Origin of the sequence: Allofournierella sp. (assembly GCF_048388525.1) — a bacterium.
Classification (GTDB): domain Bacteria; phylum Bacillota; class Clostridia; order Oscillospirales; family Ruminococcaceae; genus BQOK01.
The window spans coordinates 1-17,880 of sequence record NZ_DBGCTQ010000058.1 but is presented as its reverse complement, the minus strand read 5'-3'; the positions used below and the strand labels follow the sequence as shown (position 1 = coordinate 17,880).

19 protein-coding genes are annotated in these 17,880 nt (G+C 62.8%); 8 read left to right on the top strand and 11 right to left on the bottom strand.

All coding sequences use genetic code 11. The features are described 5' to 3' along the window. Nucleotides 1-34: 34 nt before the first annotated feature. The 11 genes from ACMLHZ_RS07515 to ACMLHZ_RS07465 form a co-directional block, all read right to left on the bottom strand. On the bottom strand, nt 35-1,396 hold the full coding sequence (locus tag ACMLHZ_RS07515) for an MATE family efflux transporter (protein ID WP_418667142.1): 1,362 nt from the start codon (nt 1,394-1,396) through the stop codon (nt 35-37). Between the two features lie 19 nt (nt 1,397-1,415). Then, nucleotides 1,416-2,282, bottom strand: coding sequence for a YitT family protein (locus tag ACMLHZ_RS07510; protein ID WP_418455734.1), 867 nt, complete (start codon nt 2,280-2,282; stop codon nt 1,416-1,418). Nucleotides 2,283-2,646: 364 nt separating this feature from the next. Further along, nucleotides 2,647-3,348 carry a YggS family pyridoxal phosphate-dependent enzyme gene (locus ACMLHZ_RS07505; RefSeq protein WP_418667141.1) on the bottom strand — a complete coding sequence of 234 codons (702 nt, stop codon included), beginning with the start codon at nt 3,346-3,348 and terminating at the stop codon, nt 2,647-2,649. Nucleotides 3,349-3,351: 3 nt separating this feature from the next. Continuing rightward, the gene (locus ACMLHZ_RS07500) at nt 3,352-3,900 is read right to left on the bottom strand and encodes a TIGR01440 family protein (protein WP_418667140.1); all 549 of its coding nucleotides are present in this window, start codon (nt 3,898-3,900) and stop codon (nt 3,352-3,354) included. Between the two features lie 103 nt (nt 3,901-4,003). Then, nucleotides 4,004-4,651, bottom strand: a complete 648-nt coding sequence (locus ACMLHZ_RS07495; protein ID WP_418667139.1) for a glycerol-3-phosphate acyltransferase — start codon at nt 4,649-4,651, stop codon at nt 4,004-4,006. A 66-nt stretch (nt 4,652-4,717) separates the two neighbouring features. Then, the gene (locus ACMLHZ_RS07490) at nt 4,718-5,836 is read right to left on the bottom strand and encodes an MGDG synthase family glycosyltransferase (RefSeq protein ID WP_177563238.1); all 1,119 of its coding nucleotides are present in this window, start codon (nt 5,834-5,836) and stop codon (nt 4,718-4,720) included. A gap of 133 nt (nt 5,837-5,969) precedes the next feature. Then, complete coding sequence (locus ACMLHZ_RS07485) at nt 5,970-6,227, bottom strand: hypothetical protein (RefSeq protein WP_418667138.1); 258 nt, start codon at nt 6,225-6,227, stop codon at nt 5,970-5,972. Nucleotides 6,228-6,368: 141 nt separating this feature from the next. After that, the gene (locus ACMLHZ_RS07480; protein WP_418667137.1) at nt 6,369-6,977 is read right to left on the bottom strand and encodes a recombinase family protein; all 609 of its coding nucleotides are present in this window, start codon (nt 6,975-6,977) and stop codon (nt 6,369-6,371) included. 93 nt (nt 6,978-7,070) lie between these two features. Continuing rightward, entirely contained in the window at nt 7,071-8,516 is a 1,446-nt protein-coding gene (locus ACMLHZ_RS07475; RefSeq protein WP_418667136.1) for a putative bifunctional diguanylate cyclase/phosphodiesterase, read from the bottom strand. A 179-nt stretch (nt 8,517-8,695) separates the two neighbouring features. After that, nucleotides 8,696-9,628, bottom strand: coding sequence for a hypothetical protein (locus tag ACMLHZ_RS07470; protein WP_418667135.1), 933 nt, complete (start codon nt 9,626-9,628; stop codon nt 8,696-8,698). Between the two features lies 1 nt (nt 9,629). Next, nucleotides 9,630-10,178, bottom strand: a complete 549-nt coding sequence (locus ACMLHZ_RS07465) for a hypothetical protein (RefSeq protein ID WP_418667134.1) — start codon at nt 10,176-10,178, stop codon at nt 9,630-9,632. A gap of 301 nt (nt 10,179-10,479) precedes the next feature. On the opposite strand from ACMLHZ_RS07465, the gene ACMLHZ_RS07460 reads away from it, so the two are divergent. From ACMLHZ_RS07460 to ACMLHZ_RS07425, 8 genes are all read left to right on the top strand, one after another. Continuing rightward, the gene (locus ACMLHZ_RS07460; RefSeq protein WP_418667133.1) at nt 10,480-11,034 is read left to right on the top strand and encodes a TetR/AcrR family transcriptional regulator C-terminal domain-containing protein; all 555 of its coding nucleotides are present in this window, start codon (nt 10,480-10,482) and stop codon (nt 11,032-11,034) included. Between the two features lie 112 nt (nt 11,035-11,146). Beyond that, nucleotides 11,147-11,635, top strand: a complete 489-nt coding sequence (locus ACMLHZ_RS07455) for an RNA polymerase sigma factor (protein WP_418667132.1) — start codon at nt 11,147-11,149, stop codon at nt 11,633-11,635. Continuing rightward, nucleotides 11,632-12,924, top strand: a complete 1,293-nt coding sequence (locus tag ACMLHZ_RS07450) for a zf-HC2 domain-containing protein (protein ID WP_418667131.1) — start codon at nt 11,632-11,634, stop codon at nt 12,922-12,924. The genes ACMLHZ_RS07455 and ACMLHZ_RS07450 overlap by 4 nt, the downstream gene beginning before the upstream one ends. Before the next feature lie 103 nt (nt 12,925-13,027). Further along, nucleotides 13,028-13,879: an arginase family protein gene (locus ACMLHZ_RS07445; protein WP_418667130.1), complete on the top strand. Its 852-nt coding sequence runs from the start codon at nt 13,028-13,030 to the stop codon at nt 13,877-13,879. A gap of 210 nt (nt 13,880-14,089) precedes the next feature. Then, nucleotides 14,090-15,238: a lactaldehyde reductase gene (gene fucO / locus ACMLHZ_RS07440; protein ID WP_418667129.1), complete on the top strand. Its 1,149-nt coding sequence runs from the start codon at nt 14,090-14,092 to the stop codon at nt 15,236-15,238. Between the two features lie 192 nt (nt 15,239-15,430). Further along, nucleotides 15,431-15,964: an RNA polymerase sigma factor gene (locus tag ACMLHZ_RS07435; protein ID WP_418667128.1), complete on the top strand. Its 534-nt coding sequence runs from the start codon at nt 15,431-15,433 to the stop codon at nt 15,962-15,964. Beyond that, nucleotides 15,961-17,001 (top strand): hypothetical protein, encoded by a 1,041-nt coding sequence (locus ACMLHZ_RS07430; RefSeq protein WP_418667127.1) that lies wholly within the window; start codon nt 15,961-15,963, stop codon nt 16,999-17,001. Before ACMLHZ_RS07435 ends, ACMLHZ_RS07430 begins: the two co-directional genes overlap by 4 nt. Before the next feature lie 105 nt (nt 17,002-17,106). Then, nucleotides 17,107-17,535 carry an RrF2 family transcriptional regulator gene (locus ACMLHZ_RS07425; RefSeq protein WP_418667126.1) on the top strand — a complete coding sequence of 143 codons (429 nt, stop codon included), beginning with the start codon at nt 17,107-17,109 and terminating at the stop codon, nt 17,533-17,535. Nucleotides 17,536-17,880 lie beyond the last annotated feature (345 nt).

Here is a 17,880-nt window from a genome sequence, read left to right as displayed (position 1 = left end):
TGCGAAAGCCCGCGCCGAGGCCCCCCTCCGCTGATCACACGGCGGGCGCCTTTGCGCCCACCACGTAGCGGATGCGCCGCCAATAGACGAGGGCCGAGACGGCGGGGGCGATGAAGTCGGAGATGGGCTCGGCGTAAAAGGCCGCCATGCCGCCGAAGAGAACGGGCAGCAGGAATAGGGGCACAAAGTACACCAGCTTGCGAAAAAACGAGAGGGGCAGCGCATAGCGCATCATGCCCATGCCGGTGAAGCCGTCGACCACCGTGTATTGCAGTGCCAGGGGAACGATGCCCAGGGTGCAGATGCGGATGGCCCGGGCCGCCAGCGGCGCGACCTGCGCGTCGCTTGTGAAGATGCCCACAAAGGGCCCGGGCACAAGCTGGCCGGCCAGGCACAAAAGGGCCGTGTAGCCCAGGCACAAAAGCAGGATGTGCTTTTGCGCCTGCAGGATACGGTCCGGCCGGCCCGCGCCGTAATTGAAGCCCAGGATCGCCCCGGTGCCGCCGGTGATGCCGCCCAGCGGCATGGTGACCACCAGCATGAAGCTTTGGGAGATGGTGGCGGCGGCCACCAGCATGTCGCCCTGGGCCGCGCCGCCGTATTTTTGAAGAAGGGCGTTGAGGGCAATGATCATGATGTTGTCGACCGCGACAATGGCGAAGGGGGTAAAGCCCAGCGCCGTGACCCGCCCCATGACCCGAAGATCGTATTGGCCGAAGGTGATGCGCACCGGCGGCACCGGGCCCAGCAAAAAGCGGAGCACATAGATGCAGCTGGCAAGCTGGCTGAGCACCGTGGCCAGCGCCGCGCCCGCCACCCCCAATTTAAAACCGAAGATGAACACCGGGTCCAGCGCGATGTTGAGCACCGCGCCCAGCAGCACCGAGAACATGCCCTTTTTGGCAAAGCCCTGGCAGATGATGAACTGGTTCAGCCCGGTGGTGAGCAGGGCGAACAGGGTGCCGCACAGATAGATGGTGTAGTAGGTCTCGGCATAGGGCAGGGTGGAGGGGCTGGCGCCGAACAGCAGCAGCGCGGGGCGGCGGGTGGCGAAGGCCAGCGCCATGAGCGCGGCGGAGAGGCCGCACAGCATCAAAAAGCAGTTGGCTAAAATTTTGCGGGCGGCTTTTTGATCGCCCGCGCCCATGCGGATGCTCATGAGGGGCGAACCGCCCACGCCCACAAGAAAGGCCACCGAACCAATCATGGTCACGATGGGGCCGCACACCCCGGCCCCGGCCAGCGCAAGCCTGCCCACATCGGGAATGTTGCCGATGTACATGCGGTCCACCACGCTGTAAAGCACGCTCACAAACTGGGCCAGCATGCTGGGCAGGGCCACCCGCAGCACCAGCCGGGGAATGGGGTCCCGCCCCAGATCGTTTTCGATTTTCATGTTGCAGCGCACCGCCTTGTTATTTGTAGATTTTGCGCAGGGTGAAGCCGCGGCCGTGCACCTCGTTCACGGAGTTGATGAACATGAATGCCTGGGGGTCGGCCTCCAGCACCAGATGGTTGAGCTTTGCCAGCTCGCGGTTGGTCACGATGGTCATGAGCATGTCCCGCTCGGCGTGGGTATAGCCGGTCTGGGCGTGCAGCACCGTGCAGCCGCGGTCCAGCACGTTCAGGATGATCTTGCGGATCTCCTCGTTTTTTTCGCTGAGGATGTTCACCTGGATTTTGGAATGGCCCATCAGCACCACCTTTTCCAGCACCAGGGTGTACAGCAGCACCAAGAGCACGCCGTAGAGGATTTGATCCTTTTCGGCAAAGGACATCTGGCCGATCAGGATGACGAAATCCAGCACGTACATGACGCCGGAAATGGGCAGCCCGAAGAACTTGTTCAGAAGAATGGGGGGGATATCCATGCCGCCGCTGGACGCGCCCGCGCCGATCACCAGGCCAATGGCCCCGCCGATCATCACGCCGGCGAAAATGGTGGCCAGCAGCGGGTCGCGGGTCAGGCTGCCGATGCCGGGGATATAGGCGAAAGCTTTGAGCAGAAGCGGGTAGCAAAAGGTGGAGAGCGCGGTATTAAAGGCAAACCACTTACCCATGATGGCCGCGCCCAGCACGAACATGACCACGTTGGAGATCAGGACAAAATCCGCCACGGGCAGCCCCAGATAGTGCTGGGCGGCCAGGGCGAGACCGGTGGTACCGCCGGTAATGAGGCCGCAGGGCAGCACAAACATGTTGACCGCCAGGGCGTATACCGCGTTGCCCGCCAGCACCAGCAATAAATTTTTGAGCCTGTGGGGAAAATGAAATCGTTTCATCCGGACCTGCCTTTCAATCTGTTACAGCGGTGCTACGATAAAGTAAAAGGCGGCAGGCCTTAAGCCTGCCGCCGAAAAATACCATAGAAAGCCGAAGTTTGCCGCATTTTCACCGCAAAACGCACCTGCCTGTCAAAAAAATGATGTATGGAATAAGTATACACGCCCGGCGGGGGTTTGCAAGCAAAGGCGAAGAGGTTTGGCGTTTTGCACGGCGGGTTTTACACCCCCGGCGGTGAAACTGTGGAAAACACAAGGGGAGGGGCCGCATTCCGGAAGCGGGCCCTCCCTCTGAAAATCGGTTTTTGGTTCAAAGGCCGGTGTTCCCGCGGCAAACAGGGCGCGGGAAAGAACCGCGCGGGGATTACTGCCGCGGGCCGAACAGAGCGGTGCCGACCCGCACGATGGTGGCGCCCTCGGCGATGGCGGCCTCGAAATCGCCGCTCATGCCCATGCTGAGCTGGCGCATGTGAACGGTGCTGAACCGCTGGGCGGCCAGCCGGTCGAACAAACCCCGCATGGCGGCAAAGTACCGCCGCTGGGCAGACGGTGTGCCGGCCTTTGGAGGGATGCACATGAGCCCCTGGACCGTTACGCCGGGCAGGGATTCGGCCAGCTCGGCCAGGCGGGGCAGCTCGGCAGGGGCGACGCCGCTTTTGCTCTCTTCGCCGCCGATGTTTACCTCGAGAAAGACCGGCTGCACGAGGCCCTGCTTTTGCGCTTCCTTTGCCACGGCCAGCAGCAGATGCCCGGACCCCACCGACTGGATGAGCCCGGCGGCGCCCACCACCTGTTTTACCTTGTTGGTTTGCAGATGGCCGATAAAATGCAGGGGAACCTGACCATAGGCGCCCGCGGCGCGCTTTTCCACCAGCTCCTGCACGCGGTTCTCGCCGAAAAGGTCGATGGGAAGGCCCGCGGCCAGGGCTACGGTGGCGGGGGTCTGGGTCTTGCTGGCGGCACACAGAAGCACGCTGCTTTCGGGCCGGTGAGCGGCGGCGCAGGCGGCGGCCATGCGCTCGCGCACCGCGGCCACCCGCTGGGTGAGAAGGGCTAATTCATCCATTGCTTACACCTCCGGCGCGTATACGGCCCGCGCGCCGCCGATGAATTTGGGGCGGGTGCGCGCGCACACAAGGTTTGCGTCGCCGATGCGGTTAAGGCTGAGGCGCACCGGCACGGCAACCGGCTTCAGGTGCATGCCGATGAGGGTATCGCCGATGTCCATTCCGGCGTCCGCGCGGATGCCCTCCAGCGCCACCGGGCGCTCAAAGTGCTGCCAGCAGGTGGCGGCAAAGCTGCCGCCCGCTTTGGGCTGGGGGATCACGTTGACCGGCTCGGCACCCGGCGGCAAAGCCGCCGCCTCCAGCACGATGGCGCGGTTCAGATGCTCGCAGCACTGGGCCGCCAGATAGACCCCGGCCTCTGCGGCCACGGGCTGCAGCCCGGCAAACACGGCGGCAGCGGCTTCCATGCTGGAGCCGTGGCCGATGCGCCGGCCCAGGATCTCGCTGGAAGAGCAGCCGATCACCAGAATGGAGCACGGCGCGAGCCTGGCGGCGGCAAGCAGTTCTGCGGCTGCCTGGCGGGCCTGACGTGTGATTTCCTGAAAATCCATACAAAACACCTCGCAGTGCAGAAATTGATCTTCTGGCTTTATTGTAACACAGATGCGCAAAAAAAGCGGCTGCTTTTGCAGCCGCTTTTAAATTTTTTGAATGCTAAGGCCGCATGGGCCGTTCACCGGGGCTGCCATGCCGCGAGGTCCACACGGTACGGCCCAGCAAGATCAGGGCGGGCTGCTGGCCGCGCAGCGCCGGGAGATGCCGCCAGATCACGGCCGCCGCGATAAGCACCACGCCCATGCGCACCGAAAAGAAGGGCTGCCGGGCCGCTGCGGCGGCCACCAGCACAAAGGTGAGGATGGTGCGCGCCGCATGGGGGCGGATGATGATGGCGGTGGAAAACAATATGTACCAGAAGATCAGCGGCAGCACCACCGTGCAGCCGGGCAGCAGCGCCAGCAGCGCGCCGAAGCTGGCGGCAATGGCTTTGCCGCCCCGGAAATGGGCAAGGGGGGAAAAAGCATGGCCCAGCACGGGGGCGCAGAGCACCAGGGCAAAGGCGGGGTCCGCCAATGGAAGCCAGCGCAGCGCCAGCCGCACCGGCACATAGGCCTTTGCCAGATCGCATACCAGCGCCAGAATGCCCACCGGCACGCCGGCATATTTAAAAACATTTGCAGCGCCGGGGTTATGGTCCGGCGCGAGGGCGCGCACATCGACACCCTTGGTCAGGCGGGGCAAAAGCGCGCTGTAGAGTACGCTGCCGCTGGAAAAACCAAGCACGAATAAACCGAGAGCAAGCATAGGGCCAGCCTCCTTTCCGGGTGGTGCATAAAAACAGAAATGCGGCGTGTAAAAACAGGAACGGGGTTACCGCGCGCGCAGGGCTTCCAGTTCGTCGCAGATGACATCGGCGGCGTTTTGGGGCACATGGGCGCGCTGCGCCGTGAGCATAGCTTCGAGGTTTTCGGCGCTGGTGCACAGAAGCCGGGCCGCCTTGCTTTGCGCCCACACGCTGTCGGGTGCGTAGGCCATGCCGCGGGCAAGGAAGAACTCCTGGTTGTGGGTTTCGCAGCCGGGGATGGCGTTGGTGAAAATGAGGGGGGTGTTTACCACTGCCGCCTCGGTGCTGGAAAGCCCGCCGGGCTTTGTGAAGGTGACGCTTGCCGCCCGCATGAGCAGGGGAACCCGCTTTTCAAAGCCCAGGATGGTCACGTCATCGGGGCGTTTGGAATAGTGCTTTTCCAGGGAGGCTTTCGCCTTTTCGTTGGAGCCGCACACCACCGCGATGTGGGGGGAAAAACGCTTGCGGGCGAGAAGCGCATCGATGAGATCCTTTTGGCTGCCGTGGCCCATGCTGCCGCCCAAAAGCAGCACCAGAGGCCGGTCGGCGGGCAGGCCGAGCTGCTGGCGGGCCTCGGTGTGGCTGATGAGGGTGTTGCAGGCGCCGCTTACCGGGATGCCGCAGGGCAGGAGGCGGCGGGGCTCTACGCCGTGATCCATGAACTCCTGGGCAAGGTCCGGATGGGGAATGGTGAGGCGGTCGCAGTCCACCTCTTCCCAGAAGGGGCTGCAGGTATAGTCGGTGGCGATGCACAGAAACGGGATGTTGAGCTCGCCCCGGCGGCGCAGCTCGGTGAGGGCCTGGGCTGCAAAGATATGGCTCACCACCACCGCGTCGTAGTGCGCGGCCGCAAACTCGCGCCGCAAAAAGCGCACGTAGGTGCGGTTGATATAATAGATGGGCGAGCGGCGGTGCGGGCTGCTGACCAATGCGCCCGCCTTGTAGATCAGGTTGAACATGCTGGGCGCGTGGTTCACGATGGATACATAGGCGCCGCAGACCTCTTTGGACACAAAGTCGCTGGCAAGGGCCAGATAGTCCACCATTTTGCAGGTGTGACCCCTGCGGCGCAGCGCCTCCATCACGGCGCGCGCCGCGGCGTTGTGGCCCCCGCCGGTGTTGCACGAAAGAATCAGAACATTCATTGCACGACCCCCCACTTTCCTCTTATGCCCTTATTATAAGGCCATTGAACAAAAAATAACAGGGCCAATTGTGCCCAAATGTCAAAAAAATGGGAAGTGCATCCGCAAATGCACTTCCCAAAGGACGGCGCGCTCAGCGCCGGGCAGGTTTTCCGCCGAGAAAACCGAGCAGCTTTTCCCGTGCCTGGTCTGCCGGCAGGGAAGAGGGGGAGGCGTCGCACAGGTAACCGAGCGCCTCCTGCCATTGGCGGGCGGGATAGTCTTCGGCGGCGCAGCCCTGGACGGCCAGGCGCAGCGCGGCGCGGTGGGCGGGCAGCCGAAGATCCGAGAGGTAGTCGCAGCCTGCCGCCGCGGCAAGGGTTTCGAGCAGATCGGGGTCCTGGGTGCGCATAGAATGCTCCTTTCCGGCCTGCGCGATAAAGCAGACTTTTCCGTTCAGCTGATTTATAATGAAAAAAACGCTTTTTGCCCCGCTGTGATGTATGTAGAACGGCTGCTTGGTAAAGTCTACTATTTTGAAAGGAAAAGTCTACTATTTGTCGCAGATGGGCGTGCGGCGCGCCCAGCGGAGAAAGGTGTCCTGCGCGATGCCCAGTGCCGCGGCTGCCTGCCGCGAACTGGCCGACCCGGTGCGCCAGCGCGCCAGCCAGGCCTCGAATTCAGGGGGAACAGGCTTGGGCGGGCGGCCGAACCGCACCCCGGCCATCTGCGCGGCGCGGATGCCCTCGCGCTGGCGCTGGCGGATGGCTTCGCGCTCGGTCTGCGCCACATAGGAGAGGATCTGCAGCACCAGATCGGCAATAAATGTGCCGGTCAGGTCGCGGTCCTTTTTGCGGGTGTCGAGCAGGGCCATGTCCAGCACCACGATGTCCGCATGTTTTTCCTTGGTGATCACCCGCCACTGGTTCTGAATTTCCTCATAATCGCGGCCCAGGCGGTCGATGCTTTTGATGACCAGCACATCGCCGGGGCGCAGCCTGCGCAGCAGCCGTTTATAGGCCGGACGCTCAAAGTCCTTGCCGGAGAGCTTATCCAAAAAGCGGTTGCCCGGCGGCACACCGAATTCATCCAGCGCCAGCTGCTGGCGGCCCTCGTTCTGATCTTTGCTGGAAACCCGCACATATCCATAAATTTGCTGCATAGGGAATGCCTCCTTTCCGGGGTAGTATACCCCAAAGGGGCGGGGCAAAATAGAAAACGGGCCGGAACACAAGGTTCCGGCCCGCCGGCGCGTTCAGGAGAATATGGCCTGGCCCTTTTGGAAAGCCACGGCTTCGAAGCGGTCCAGGGGCAGGGGACGGTAATAATAAAAGCCCTGGATGGTGTGCAGGCCCAGCCCCTGCAAAAACTCGACTTGGCTGCGCTCTTCGACCCCCTCGGCCACAATGTGGGTGCCGAGATCCCGCCCCAGCGCCACAATATGGCGCACCAGGGTGAGGGCCCGCTTGCGCTCACGCTCGGGCGCGGTGCGGGGGAAGAACGAGCGGTCCAGCTTGAGGGTATCGACCTTGACCCTGCGAAGCAGGTTCAGGGCGGAATACCCGCTGCCGAAATCGTCGATGGCGCAGCGCATGCCCAGGGCGTGGATCTCGTCCACCAACGCCACGAAGGAGCCCTCGCCGTTGGCCAGAAAGGTCTCGGTGAGCTCGATCTCCAGGTATTTGCCCGGCACCGCATATTTGCGGCGGAGCCGGTCGTATTGCTCCATCACATGGGGCTGCCACAGGCTGGCGCGGGAAAAGTTGATGGAGATGGGAACCGGCTCCAGACCTGCGTCCAGCCAGCCGCGCAGGGTGGCGCACACCTGCCCGAACACATGCAGGTCAAGCTTGGTAATAAAACCGCTGTGCTCCAGCACGGGGATGAATTCGGCGGGCATCACAAGCCCTTTTTCGGGGTCCACCCAGCGGGTGAGCGCTTCGGCCCCCACAATGCGGTCGGTAAAGCAGTTTACCTTGGGCTGCAGATACATCTGGAATTCACCCTGTTCCAGCGCGGCGGCCATGCTGTTGTAGATGGCCTGTTCCCGCAGGGCCTGTTCGCGCTGGCGCGGCTCGTAAAACGTGCAGGTGCACCGGCAGGCGGGGCGGCCCGGGCCGTTTTCCTTGCAGGCGATCTTTGCATAATCAAGATAAGCGGCAAAGGTGTCGGCCGTGCCGTCCACCACGCTCACGCCGGCCTTGAACCAAAGATAATAATGATCGGTGAGTTCGTTGTTGAACTCGTTTGCCGCTTCGGCCATCTCCTGCACCCGGCTGACCATGGAGTCCTGCCCGGAAAAATGCAGAAGAAACCGGAAATCGTCGGCGCCAATGTGGCAGATCAGTTCGCCCGGCTGCAGCCGGGCGGAACAGGTGGTGTGGATATGGCGGAGGATGCGGTCGCCTTCCGCCCGGCCGAACAGATTGTTCATAAAGCGGAAGTGGTAGAGGTTTATGTCCACCACCGCGTAGCTGCCCGGGGCGGCGGCCGAAGCCAGGGCCTCGGCGTCGCGCTCAAAACGCAGGCGGGTGGGGCCGCCGGTGACGGGGTCCACATACGCCTGTTCCCACAGGGCCCTGCGGGTGCGCTTCTGCCGGCGGCGGAACAAAAGGAAAGACGCCCCCAGCAGCAGGGCGGACAGCAGCGCCCCCGCACAGCCGGCCAGCGCCACAAACGCCGTATTGGCGGTAAAACCCATACAAGCTCCACTTCTTTCCCATGCGCCCCGGGGCGGTGTAAAAACTACAGAGCCGGGCGACCCCGTTGATTTTGAATTACTCTTTGACAGTATAGCATGAACGGCACAAGGTTGCAATGCGAAACCTGCGCCAAAAAGGCGGGGCGCCCGTGAAAGGGCGCCCCGCAAATGGGTTTGATTCAGCGCAGCATTGCGCTTTGGTCCGCCACAAACACACTGTACAAAAACAGCACGTCCTTGCCGGTAAAGTCCACGTATTGAGGCACCAGCCCGCTGGCCATATAGCGGATATCGACCAGCGTGATGGTGCGGTATTCGCCCACGAGCAGCGGCGCAAGGCTGCTGGCGTAGGAATCGCGGAAGATCACCAGTTCCCGGGCAGAGGCGGCGGCCTGGTTTGTGATGGTCACCAGGGGAGTGGCGCCCGCGAGGAACACGTCGTAAGGGACCTCGCTTTTCAGCCGGGAAAGGTCATAGACGGCGGTGGATTCAGGGTGCTGAAAATTGCCGGCCACGGCCGCGCCGGTGGCGGGACTGGTGAGATACACCAGTTCCTCGGCGGGTTTTGCGCCGTATTTGCCATAAGCGCCCACAAAGCCCTGCACGCTGTTGGGCTGAAAATCGCCGAGCGAAACGGAAAAGCCCAGGGAAGCGCCCAGCGCGTCCAGCACGGGCTGAAGGCGCTCCTGCCGCCAGTGACTGTCGGTGGTATAGTAATCGGCGGCCGAGAGGGCCCCCGAGAGATCCACCCAGGCGACGCCGCTGCCCGCAAGGCCCTGCTGCACGGCGGAGAAAAGCGCCTGATAATCGTATTCCGGCGCGCCCTGGCCCTGCAGGTAATACCCCTTGTCCGGGATCAGCGCACAAGATACGTGCTCCGCCCCCGGGAACTGCGCAGCCCGAAGCTCCAGCAGCTTGCGGGCAAATTTTGCCCCGCTTTCCGCGCCGCCGCCTTTCAGGGCCTCGCCCCAGTGGCCGCCGGCCTGCCAGATGCCGGCCTGGGCGGCCTGCCGGCGGAGCTTTTGCGCGCGGGCCCAGCCCAGAGCGCCAAGGGCAAGAAGCAAAAGGGCCAGCAGGGCCGCGGCGAGGGCGAGCGCATGTTTTCTGCGCATCTTATTCGGCAAGGGCCTGGAAGTTGGCATCCAGCCGGTCGGCCAGATCGGCATTGGTCATGATGAGGATGACCACGTCGCCGGACTGGCGCACGATTTTCTTTTCGGCCTCCACACAGACCCACTTACGGGGGTCGGCATTTGCCTCCACATCCTTGGCAAGCTGCGCGGCGGCTTCGGCGCTGTCGGCACGGAGGAGGCAGACCGAGTGGGCGATGGCGCTGATGGCCGATTCGGCGGCGATGCCTTCTTTGTAGGCGTCGCGGGGGACGCCCACGTTGTACTCGGAATTATCGGCGGTGAGAGGCATATATTTGCTGCCCTCGTTCATGTCGGCAGGCATGAGCATGGGCATTTCGTCTTCGGGAATGCCCTCGAACACCTTGTCCATGATCTCTTCCAGGGTGCCCTGGGGGCCGGCGGGCGCGCTGGAAGCGCCGGAGGAGGCGCCCGCAGAGCCGGAAGAACCGGAAGATGCCGGTTTGCCGGCGCAGCCTGCCAGAAGGGAAAGGCCCATTACGAGGGCGAGAAAGAATGCGGATTTTTTCATTGTGTTTTATCTCCTTTTTCATTGGTCGGTCCGTATTGCAGGGCGCTGGTGCTAGTATGCCCGGCCGCCGGCCCGGTTACTTACAACACAAACAAGCGCCCTTTATTATTGCAGAAAAAAAGAAAAAAGAAAAGCCCCGAAATTCGGCGGGGCCGATCTGAGGGGAGCTTGACCAGGGCTGGCCTTTGCAGGAGGGCGGGGTTTATGGTATCATAAGAATGAACTTTGCTTTTGACCGGCGCGGGGAACCGGCTGCCGGGCCGAAAGGCGGGAAAACCAACGCCAAAGGAGGGGGACGCCCGTGGACGCAGGCCTGAAAACACGGTACAAGCTGGCGGCTTCGCTCAAGGAGCTGGTGCGCAGGGAACCGCTGGACAAGATCACGGTGAAACAGATCGCGGAGGGGTGCAGGGTGAGCCGCCAGACCTTCTACCGCTGCTTTTTGGACAAATACGATCTGGTGAACTGGTACTTTGAGCGGCTCGTGGAACAATCCTTCAAGGAGATGGGCGTGAGCCTGACCCTGCGGGAAGGGCTGCTGAACAAGTTCAACTTTATCAAGGCGGAGCAGAGCTTTTTTGCCTGTGCCTTCGGCAGCCACGACGCAAACAGCCTGATGGCCTACGACTATGAGTACATCTACCGCTTTTACAGCGACATCATTTGCAGAAAGACCGGCCCGCTGGACGGCGACACCCAATTTTTGCTGGAGATGTATTGCCGCGGGTCCATCCAGATGACGGCGCAGTGGGCGGTGAGCGGCATGGAACGCAGCCCCGCCCAGATGGTGGAATTGCTGATCGAGAGCATGCCCGAGCGGCTGGAAGTGCTGCTGCGGGACCTGGGGACACAATAAAAACGGCGCGGGGCGCGGCGGGGGGCCGGCTCCGCGTTGCTTTTTGCGCTTGTAACAAAAGCAGCGCTCAGGGCACTTATATACAGGAAAAGGGCAAAAAGGAGGCGGCGCGGTGGAGAATCTGGAACAGCTGTATCTGCTTTACCGGGGTGCAGTGTACCGCTACCTTTTGGGCCTGTGCCGCGATGAGCACCAGGCCGAGGAGCTGCTGGCCGAAACCTTTTACCAGGCGCTGCGCGCGCTGCCCGGCTACCGGGGCGGCGCGCCGGTAAAGACCTGGCTGTTCGGCATTGCGCACAACGTGTGGCGGCACGCGCTGCGCCGGGCGGGGCGGGAGAGAGCATGGGAAGAACGCCTGGCAGAGGAGCTTGCGGAGAATGTGGAGGACCGGGCAGCCGCGCGCCAGGCGGCGGCCCGCGCCCTGGAGCTGCTGGGACAGCAGGCCGCGCGCAGCCAAGAGATTGTGCGGATGCGGCTGGCGGGCTGGCCTTTTGCACAGATCGCCGAGGCCTGCGGCGTGAGTGAGGCCAGTGCCCGGGTGATTGATTTCCGCACCCGCAGAGCGCTGCGGGAGGCACTGGAAAGGGAGGGGCTTTTATGAGTGAGAGCAAGATCGGCTGCGGCATTTGCCGGGATCTTCTGCCTCTGGTGAGGGATAGGGTGGCCGGCGCGGAGAGCGAAGCCGCGGTGCGCGCCCACGCGGAGGAATGCCCGGACTGCGCCGCGCTGCTGCAGGGGGAGGCCGGGCCTGCCCCTGCCGGGGCGCCCGGCCCCGACGACGCGGCGGTGCTGAAAAGGGTGCGCCGGAAGCTGGGCAGGGCCGTGCTTTGCCTGGTGGCGCTGGGCGCGCTGGCAGGGGTGGGCCTGACCGGCGGGGCGGGGGTGTTTTACAACGCCGCCATCATGCCGTTGCTGGGCGGAGCGATGTATGGCTTTTTAAAGCAAAAAGGGCTGCTGGCAGTGCCGCTGGTGGTGGTGCTCACCTTGGGGTGGGGCGGGCTGCACTGGGCCGAGGAGCCTGGGGCCGGGGCGCTGATGGGCTTTGTGATGTATGGCGTGATCTATGCGCTGCTGGTGCTGCTGGGCTGGCTTGCGGCGTTTTTGGTGCACTGCGCGCTGAAAAAAGGGACCGGCCGCCCGCTTTGGAGCCGGGTGGGCGCCGGCGCGGCGGCGCTGCTGCTTGCGGCGGGGCTTGCGGGCGTGTATGTACAGCTGAACGGAGAGATATTTACGCGGATCTGGCTCACGGCGAAGGCTCGCAGCTATGTGCAGCAGACCTACCCCGGCACGGACTACCGGGCGGCGTTTGCCGCCTACAGCTTTAAGACCGGGGGCTACTTCAGCCAGGTGACCAGCCCTTCCAGCCCGGACACCCGTTTTTCGGTGTACCGGGAAGAGGGTGCGCTGACCGACGATTACGACCGGTATGTGGCGAACGGGTGGAACACCGCCGAGCGGCTGCGCCAGGAGCTGGGCGATTGGGCGGAGACGGCGTTGAAGCGGGGAAGCGGCCGGGAGCTGGAATTCGCTTTTGTGGATTGGGCGAAGGAACCCCAGGTGGAGCTGGATCAGCTGCTGCGGCTGGACCGGCTGCCCGCGCCGTTTACACTCACCGCGTGGGTGGTGAGCGAGGAGGCAGACCGGTGGGAGGAGCTGGCAGAGGCAGTGCTGGCCCTGGACGCGGCAATGCAGGCCGAAGGGGTGCGCCCCATGGCCTATTCGGTGCTCCTGCGCTGGCCCGAGGGGCCGGATGGCCAGCCCCTGCGATACGACGGCCTGGGAGTGGAGGAGCTGCCCGCAGACCTTTTGGACGAGACCGGCGCGGCGGAGCTGCCCGCCGCGCTGAAGGAATGGCAGAGGCGGTGGGTGAACGGGCAGGAGAGAAAATAGCGGCGGAGAGAGCTTTATTAAAAGCGGTGTAAGCGCAGCTGACCAGCTGCGCCTGTGGCCGGAGCGCGGCGGCCAAATTTTGAGTTGCTGAAAAGGAGAACGCATGAAAACGATTCGACTGTTGTATCCGGACTATTTGAGCGGCGGGCTGGAGACCTATTATTTCGGCGCAAATCTGCTCACACACATTCTTCCTGCCAATGAAAGCCAGCCCTTGCTGAAGGTGGAAATTGCCCCGCCCGACGGACGGAAGTACGAGGTAACGGAAGGGATCTATGCCAGAGAGGAAGTGCTGGCCGGCGTGAGACGGGCGGCAGAGGTCATCGAGGCCGCCAAACCGGACAGGATCATCACGGTGGGCGGCAGCTGCATTGTGTCGCAGGCGCCGTTCGATTATCTGCATGGCGTTTACAAGGACCTGGGGATTATTTGGATCGACGCGCACCCGGATGTGTCGGCGGCAAAGGACGGATACCCCAACGCCCACGCCATGGTGCTGGGGGCGCTGATGGGGCGGGGCGAGCCCGCGCTTTCGGGGCTGATGAAAAACCGCAGGTTTGAGGCGGACGAGATCTTGTATGTTGGATTGCAGGGGCTGCACGACCATCAGAAGGAATTCCTGAAAGAGCTGCATGTGGAGTACAGCGTGCAGACGGAAAGGATCTTATCCGATGATAAGATCAAGCATTTCCTTCGCCGGTTCGATCACGTGCTGATCCACCTGGACGTTGATGTGTTGGATGCGGGCCTGTTCCACTCGACTTATTTTGCGAATAAGGAACTGGTGGGAGACGGCAGCGGCAGCGGAAAAATGACAATGGAGGAGCTTGGAGGCGTTTTGAAATGCATCACCGACAACAGCGATGTTGTTGGGTTTACCATTGCGGAGTATCTTCCCTTCGACGAATACAAACTGCACAACCTGTTTGCGGGGCTCAGACTGTTCCAGGAGTGACCATGGCGCCGCGGGGAAAAGCGGCCGCGCTGGGAGGCAAAGCTTGCCCCGGGACAGGAGGGAAGAGGAACGAAGACGGTTTTTTGCCGGGATGTTACACTCCGGGCCATGTGTAACTTGTTTTTCGCAAAACGGCGTTGTTATAATAATAACAACGAGGGCTGACGTGCCCTGAGAGAAGCGAACATACAAGAAAAGGAGAAGATCGACATGGCGAACCGCATCGTTCTGAACACCATTTCCTACCACGGCAAGGGGGCCGTGGAGAACATTGTTCCCGAGCTGACCGCCCGCGGCTATAAGAAAGCGTTTGTCTGCTCTGACCCGGACCTGATCAAATTCGGCGTGACCAAAAAAGTGACCGACCTGCTGGACGCCGCCGGCTTTGCCTACAGCGTATACAGCGAGATCAAGCCGAACCCCACCATCGAGAACGTGCAGCACGGCGTGGAGGCCTTCAAGGCCAGCGGCGCGGACTGCATCGTGGCCATTGGCGGCGGTTCCTCCATGGACACCGCAAAGGCGGTGGGCATTATTGCCGAGAACCCGGAATTTGCCGATGTGCGGAGCCTGGAGGGGGTGGCCCCCACCAAAAAGCACGCGGTGTTCACCATTGCGGTGCCCACCACCGCCGGTACCGCCGCCGAGGTGACCATCAACTATGTGATCACCGACGTGGAGAAAAAGCGCAAGTTCGTGTGTGTGGACACAAACGACATCCCCGAGATCGCCGTGGTGGACCCGGATATGATGAGCAGCATGCCCAAGGGGCTGACCGCCAGCACCGGCATGGACGCGCTGACCCACGCCATCGAGGGCTATATCACCAAGGCCGCCTGGGAGATGACCGACATGTTCCATCTGGAAGCCATTCGGCTGATCAGTGAGAACCTGCGCGGCGCGGTGGAAAACACCCCGGCCGGCCGCGAGGGGATGGCGCTGGCCCAGTACATTGCGGGGCAGGGCTTCTCGAACGTGGGACTGGGGATCGTGCACAGCATGGCCCACAGCCTGGGCGCGGTGTACGACACCCCCCACGGCGTGGCGAACGCCATCCTGCTGCCCACCGTTATGGAGTACAACGCCCCCTGCACCGGTGAGAAATACCGGGAGATCGCCCGCGCCATGGGCGTTCAGGGTGTGGACTCCATGAGCCAGGAGGAGTACCGCAAGGCCGCGGTGGCCGCGGTGAAGCAGCTGGCCGCCGACGTGGGCATCCCCGCCGACCTGAAGGCCATCGTGAAGCCGGAGGATCTGCAGTTTTTGGCCGAGAGCGCTTACGCCGACGCCTGCCGCCCCGGCAACCCCCGCGACACCAGCGTGGAGGAGATCAAGGCCCTGTATGAGAGCCTGCTGTAAAATTGGATCGCTTTTCTGAAAAGGGCCGCCCCGCCGGGGCGGCCCTTTTTGGCGCCGCCGCCCGGCGGGGCGGGAAGGGGATTTTGCACCGGGCTGTAAAAATTTTGCCGTGCCTGTAAGAACCGGGGGATCCTATCCGTAATAGAGGGAGAAAGCGCTTTTGACAAACTCCGGCACAGGGAGGAACAGGACATGAAGAAATATGAGAACGAGGCCGCGTTTGCAGCGGCGCTGGCCAGGGGCGAGCCGGACGCGGCGGATGAGCTGGTGGAGCAGTACGGCGGCCTGCTGGCGGCGGTGGTGCGCCGGCATGCCCCTGGCCTGGACGCGGAGGATCTGCTGGCCGACGCGCTGCTGGCGATCTGGCAGAATGCAGGCCGGTTTGACGGCACGGGCAGCTTTCGCAATTGGGCGGCGGCGGTGGCGCGGTATCGGGCCATTGACGCGGTGCGCCGCTCCGGGCGGGTCCTGCCCGGGGGCGGCGACGAGGAGCTGGAGCTGCTGGGCGGCCGAACGGCGGACGAGTATTTTGCGCTGGAGCTGGAGGATCTGTTCCGGGAACTGGAGCCCGCGGACCGGGAGCTGCTGCTGGAGCGGTATTTTTACGGCGCCAGCCCTGCCGAAGCCGCGGCAAAGCGGGGCGTGAGCGTGAGCGCGGTGAACACCAGGGTTTCCCGGGCGAAAACGCGGCTGGCACAAACGCTGGAAAGGAGCGGGAAGAGATGAAAAACGAATACGACGCCCTGAACCGGGCGGTCATGGATCTGGGCCGCTACGAGGAGGAGCCCCTGGACGGGGAGATGCGGGCCGCGCTTGCGGCGATGCTGCACGGAAAGAAAAAGGAAGCGGCGGCTGTGGACGCCCCACGGCGTGGCCGCCGGCGCTGGGCGGTTTTGGCGGTGGCCGCGGCGCTTGCCTGCTGCGCGCTGGGCGCAGGCGCGGCCAGCCGGTTTGAGTGGGGCAGGGAGCTGGTGAGATTTTTGGGGATGGAGCAGAGCGAGGCCGAGACCCTGGGAGTGCCCGGCGTGGGGCTGGGGCTCACCAAAGCTTTGGGCGGCGGCACCGTGACCCTGGAGGGCGTTCTGGGCGACGACCACTGTGTGTACATCCCCTTGCGCGTGGAGCTTCCACAAGGAACGAAGGCTGCTGACGACGGATATGGCTTTGATCGGTTTACGCTGGATATGAAGGGAGAGAAAGGCTCCGGAATGGCGCTGGTGCCTCTGGCGGGGCAGACGCCCGGCGAGGGAACGATACGGTTTTTGCTGATGGCGAACATCCGCGGGAATATGAGCGGAAAGACCGTGAATTTGACGCTGGGGGATCTGTTCGCCTACCCCTGCAAACCCGAGGAGCATCGCCAGAACGCGCTGATGAAAGGCAGCGTTGAGTTCGAGTTCACGCTGGACTATGACCCGCAGGCGGCTGCCATACCGGTGCCGGCCGGAAAAGAGGACGTGGGGGCAGGCACGAAACTGGAAAAAATGGAGCTGTCGCCCCTGTCGCTCTGCCTGGAGTTCCAAGATGGCCCCCGTGACGGGTTTGACAGCAGCAGCTTGCTGGAGATGCCGATCGCGCTGCATTTTGCCGACGGCACGGCCCTGGCCCTGCTGGACAGCGTAGACGGAACACAGGCACAGCGAGGCATGCGCTACGCCGGCGGGCCGGAGCAGGTTCAGCTGGTGTGCCAATTTGGCCGTGTGATCGACCCGGCGGCGGTGGAGAGCGTGGAGGTGAACGGAGTGCTGTTCCCCGTGCGATGAGCGGCGGGAACGGGCGGCGGAAACACGGCCGTATTTGACAAACCGCCCCCAATGCGGTATATTGAACTATATCAAACAGGTATAGTTCGAAAGGGGGCGGAGCGGGTGCATCTTACACAGGAGGCGGACTGCGCGGTGCGCATCCTTTATTGCCTTGCAAAAAACGGCCGCCGCATGGAAGGCAGGGCCATTGGCGAGGAGATGGCCGTGCCGCCGCGCTTCTGCCTGAAAATATTGGGCAAGCTGGCGGCGGCCGGCCTGGTGGCCAGCTACAAGGGAAACGGCGGCGGCTACGAGCTGGCCCGCGGTGCGGAAGAGATCACTCTGCTGGATGCGATCGCCGCGGTGGAGGGGCCTTACCGCTTTTCGCGCTGCCTGTGCGGGCCGGACGGCGAGGCGGGAGAATGCACGCGGGAAGCCTCGGGCAGCTGCCCGTTCCAAAGGGTATTTGGGAGGGTGAGCGCAACGGTGAACCGGGAACTGGCCGCCGTGACCCTGGATTCGATTCTTCGGGAGGAAGCCGAAAACCACTGAAAAGCACACACCGGACCGGGCGTTTTAAACCTGGCCCGGAATTTTTTGCGGGGAGCAAAAAATGGCTTGACATCAAGGTTTGCAGGCTTTATACTGTTCTAGTATAGCATAATGGATTAGAACGCCTTGAACGCGACTTTTTGCACAAAAATTTTGTGAAAGTTTGTTAAAACTACACAAAACCGAAAAATGCAAAAGGCCGCATTTGCGCGTTGTACCCAAAAAAGTGCAAGAAACAGGATAGGAGTGGACGCTTTTTATGATGAAGGTCAAGCCCGTAACCCTTGGCACCACCAGGCGCGAGAGCTTTTCCCGCATCGATGAGGTCATCGACATGCCGAACCT

Bases quoted from the DNA above. Each gene is read 5' to 3' on its own strand.
- ACMLHZ_RS07515 (WP_418667142.1), bottom strand. From the start codon at position 1,396: ATGAAAATCGAAAACGATCTGGGGCGGGACCCCATTCCCCGGCTGGTG.
- ACMLHZ_RS07510 (WP_418455734.1), bottom strand. From the start codon at position 2,282: ATGAAACGATTTCATTTTCCCCACAGGCTCAAAAATTTATTGCTGGTG.
- ACMLHZ_RS07505 (WP_418667141.1), bottom strand. From the start codon at position 3,348: ATGGATGAATTAGCCCTTCTCACCCAGCGGGTGGCCGCGGTGCGCGAG.
- ACMLHZ_RS07500 (WP_418667140.1), bottom strand. From the start codon at position 3,900: ATGGATTTTCAGGAAATCACACGTCAGGCCCGCCAGGCAGCCGCAGAA.
- ACMLHZ_RS07495 (WP_418667139.1), bottom strand. From the start codon at position 4,651: ATGCTTGCTCTCGGTTTATTCGTGCTTGGTTTTTCCAGCGGCAGCGTA.
- ACMLHZ_RS07490 (WP_177563238.1), bottom strand. From the start codon at position 5,836: ATGAATGTTCTGATTCTTTCGTGCAACACCGGCGGGGGCCACAACGCC.
- ACMLHZ_RS07485 (WP_418667138.1), bottom strand. From the start codon at position 6,227: ATGCGCACCCAGGACCCCGATCTGCTCGAAACCCTTGCCGCGGCGGCA.
- ACMLHZ_RS07480 (WP_418667137.1), bottom strand. From the start codon at position 6,977: ATGCAGCAAATTTATGGATATGTGCGGGTTTCCAGCAAAGATCAGAAC.
- ACMLHZ_RS07475 (WP_418667136.1), bottom strand. From the start codon at position 8,516: ATGGGTTTTACCGCCAATACGGCGTTTGTGGCGCTGGCCGGCTGTGCG.
- ACMLHZ_RS07470 (WP_418667135.1), bottom strand. From the start codon at position 9,628: ATGCGCAGAAAACATGCGCTCGCCCTCGCCGCGGCCCTGCTGGCCCTT.
- ACMLHZ_RS07465 (WP_418667134.1), bottom strand. From the start codon at position 10,178: ATGAAAAAATCCGCATTCTTTCTCGCCCTCGTAATGGGCCTTTCCCTT.
- ACMLHZ_RS07450 (WP_418667131.1), top strand. From the start codon at position 11,632: ATGAGTGAGAGCAAGATCGGCTGCGGCATTTGCCGGGATCTTCTGCCT.
- ACMLHZ_RS07445 (WP_418667130.1), top strand. From the start codon at position 13,028: ATGAAAACGATTCGACTGTTGTATCCGGACTATTTGAGCGGCGGGCTG.
- fucO (WP_418667129.1), top strand. From the start codon at position 14,090: ATGGCGAACCGCATCGTTCTGAACACCATTTCCTACCACGGCAAGGGG.
- ACMLHZ_RS07435 (WP_418667128.1), top strand. From the start codon at position 15,431: ATGAAGAAATATGAGAACGAGGCCGCGTTTGCAGCGGCGCTGGCCAGG.
- ACMLHZ_RS07430 (WP_418667127.1), top strand. From the start codon at position 15,961: ATGAAAAACGAATACGACGCCCTGAACCGGGCGGTCATGGATCTGGGC.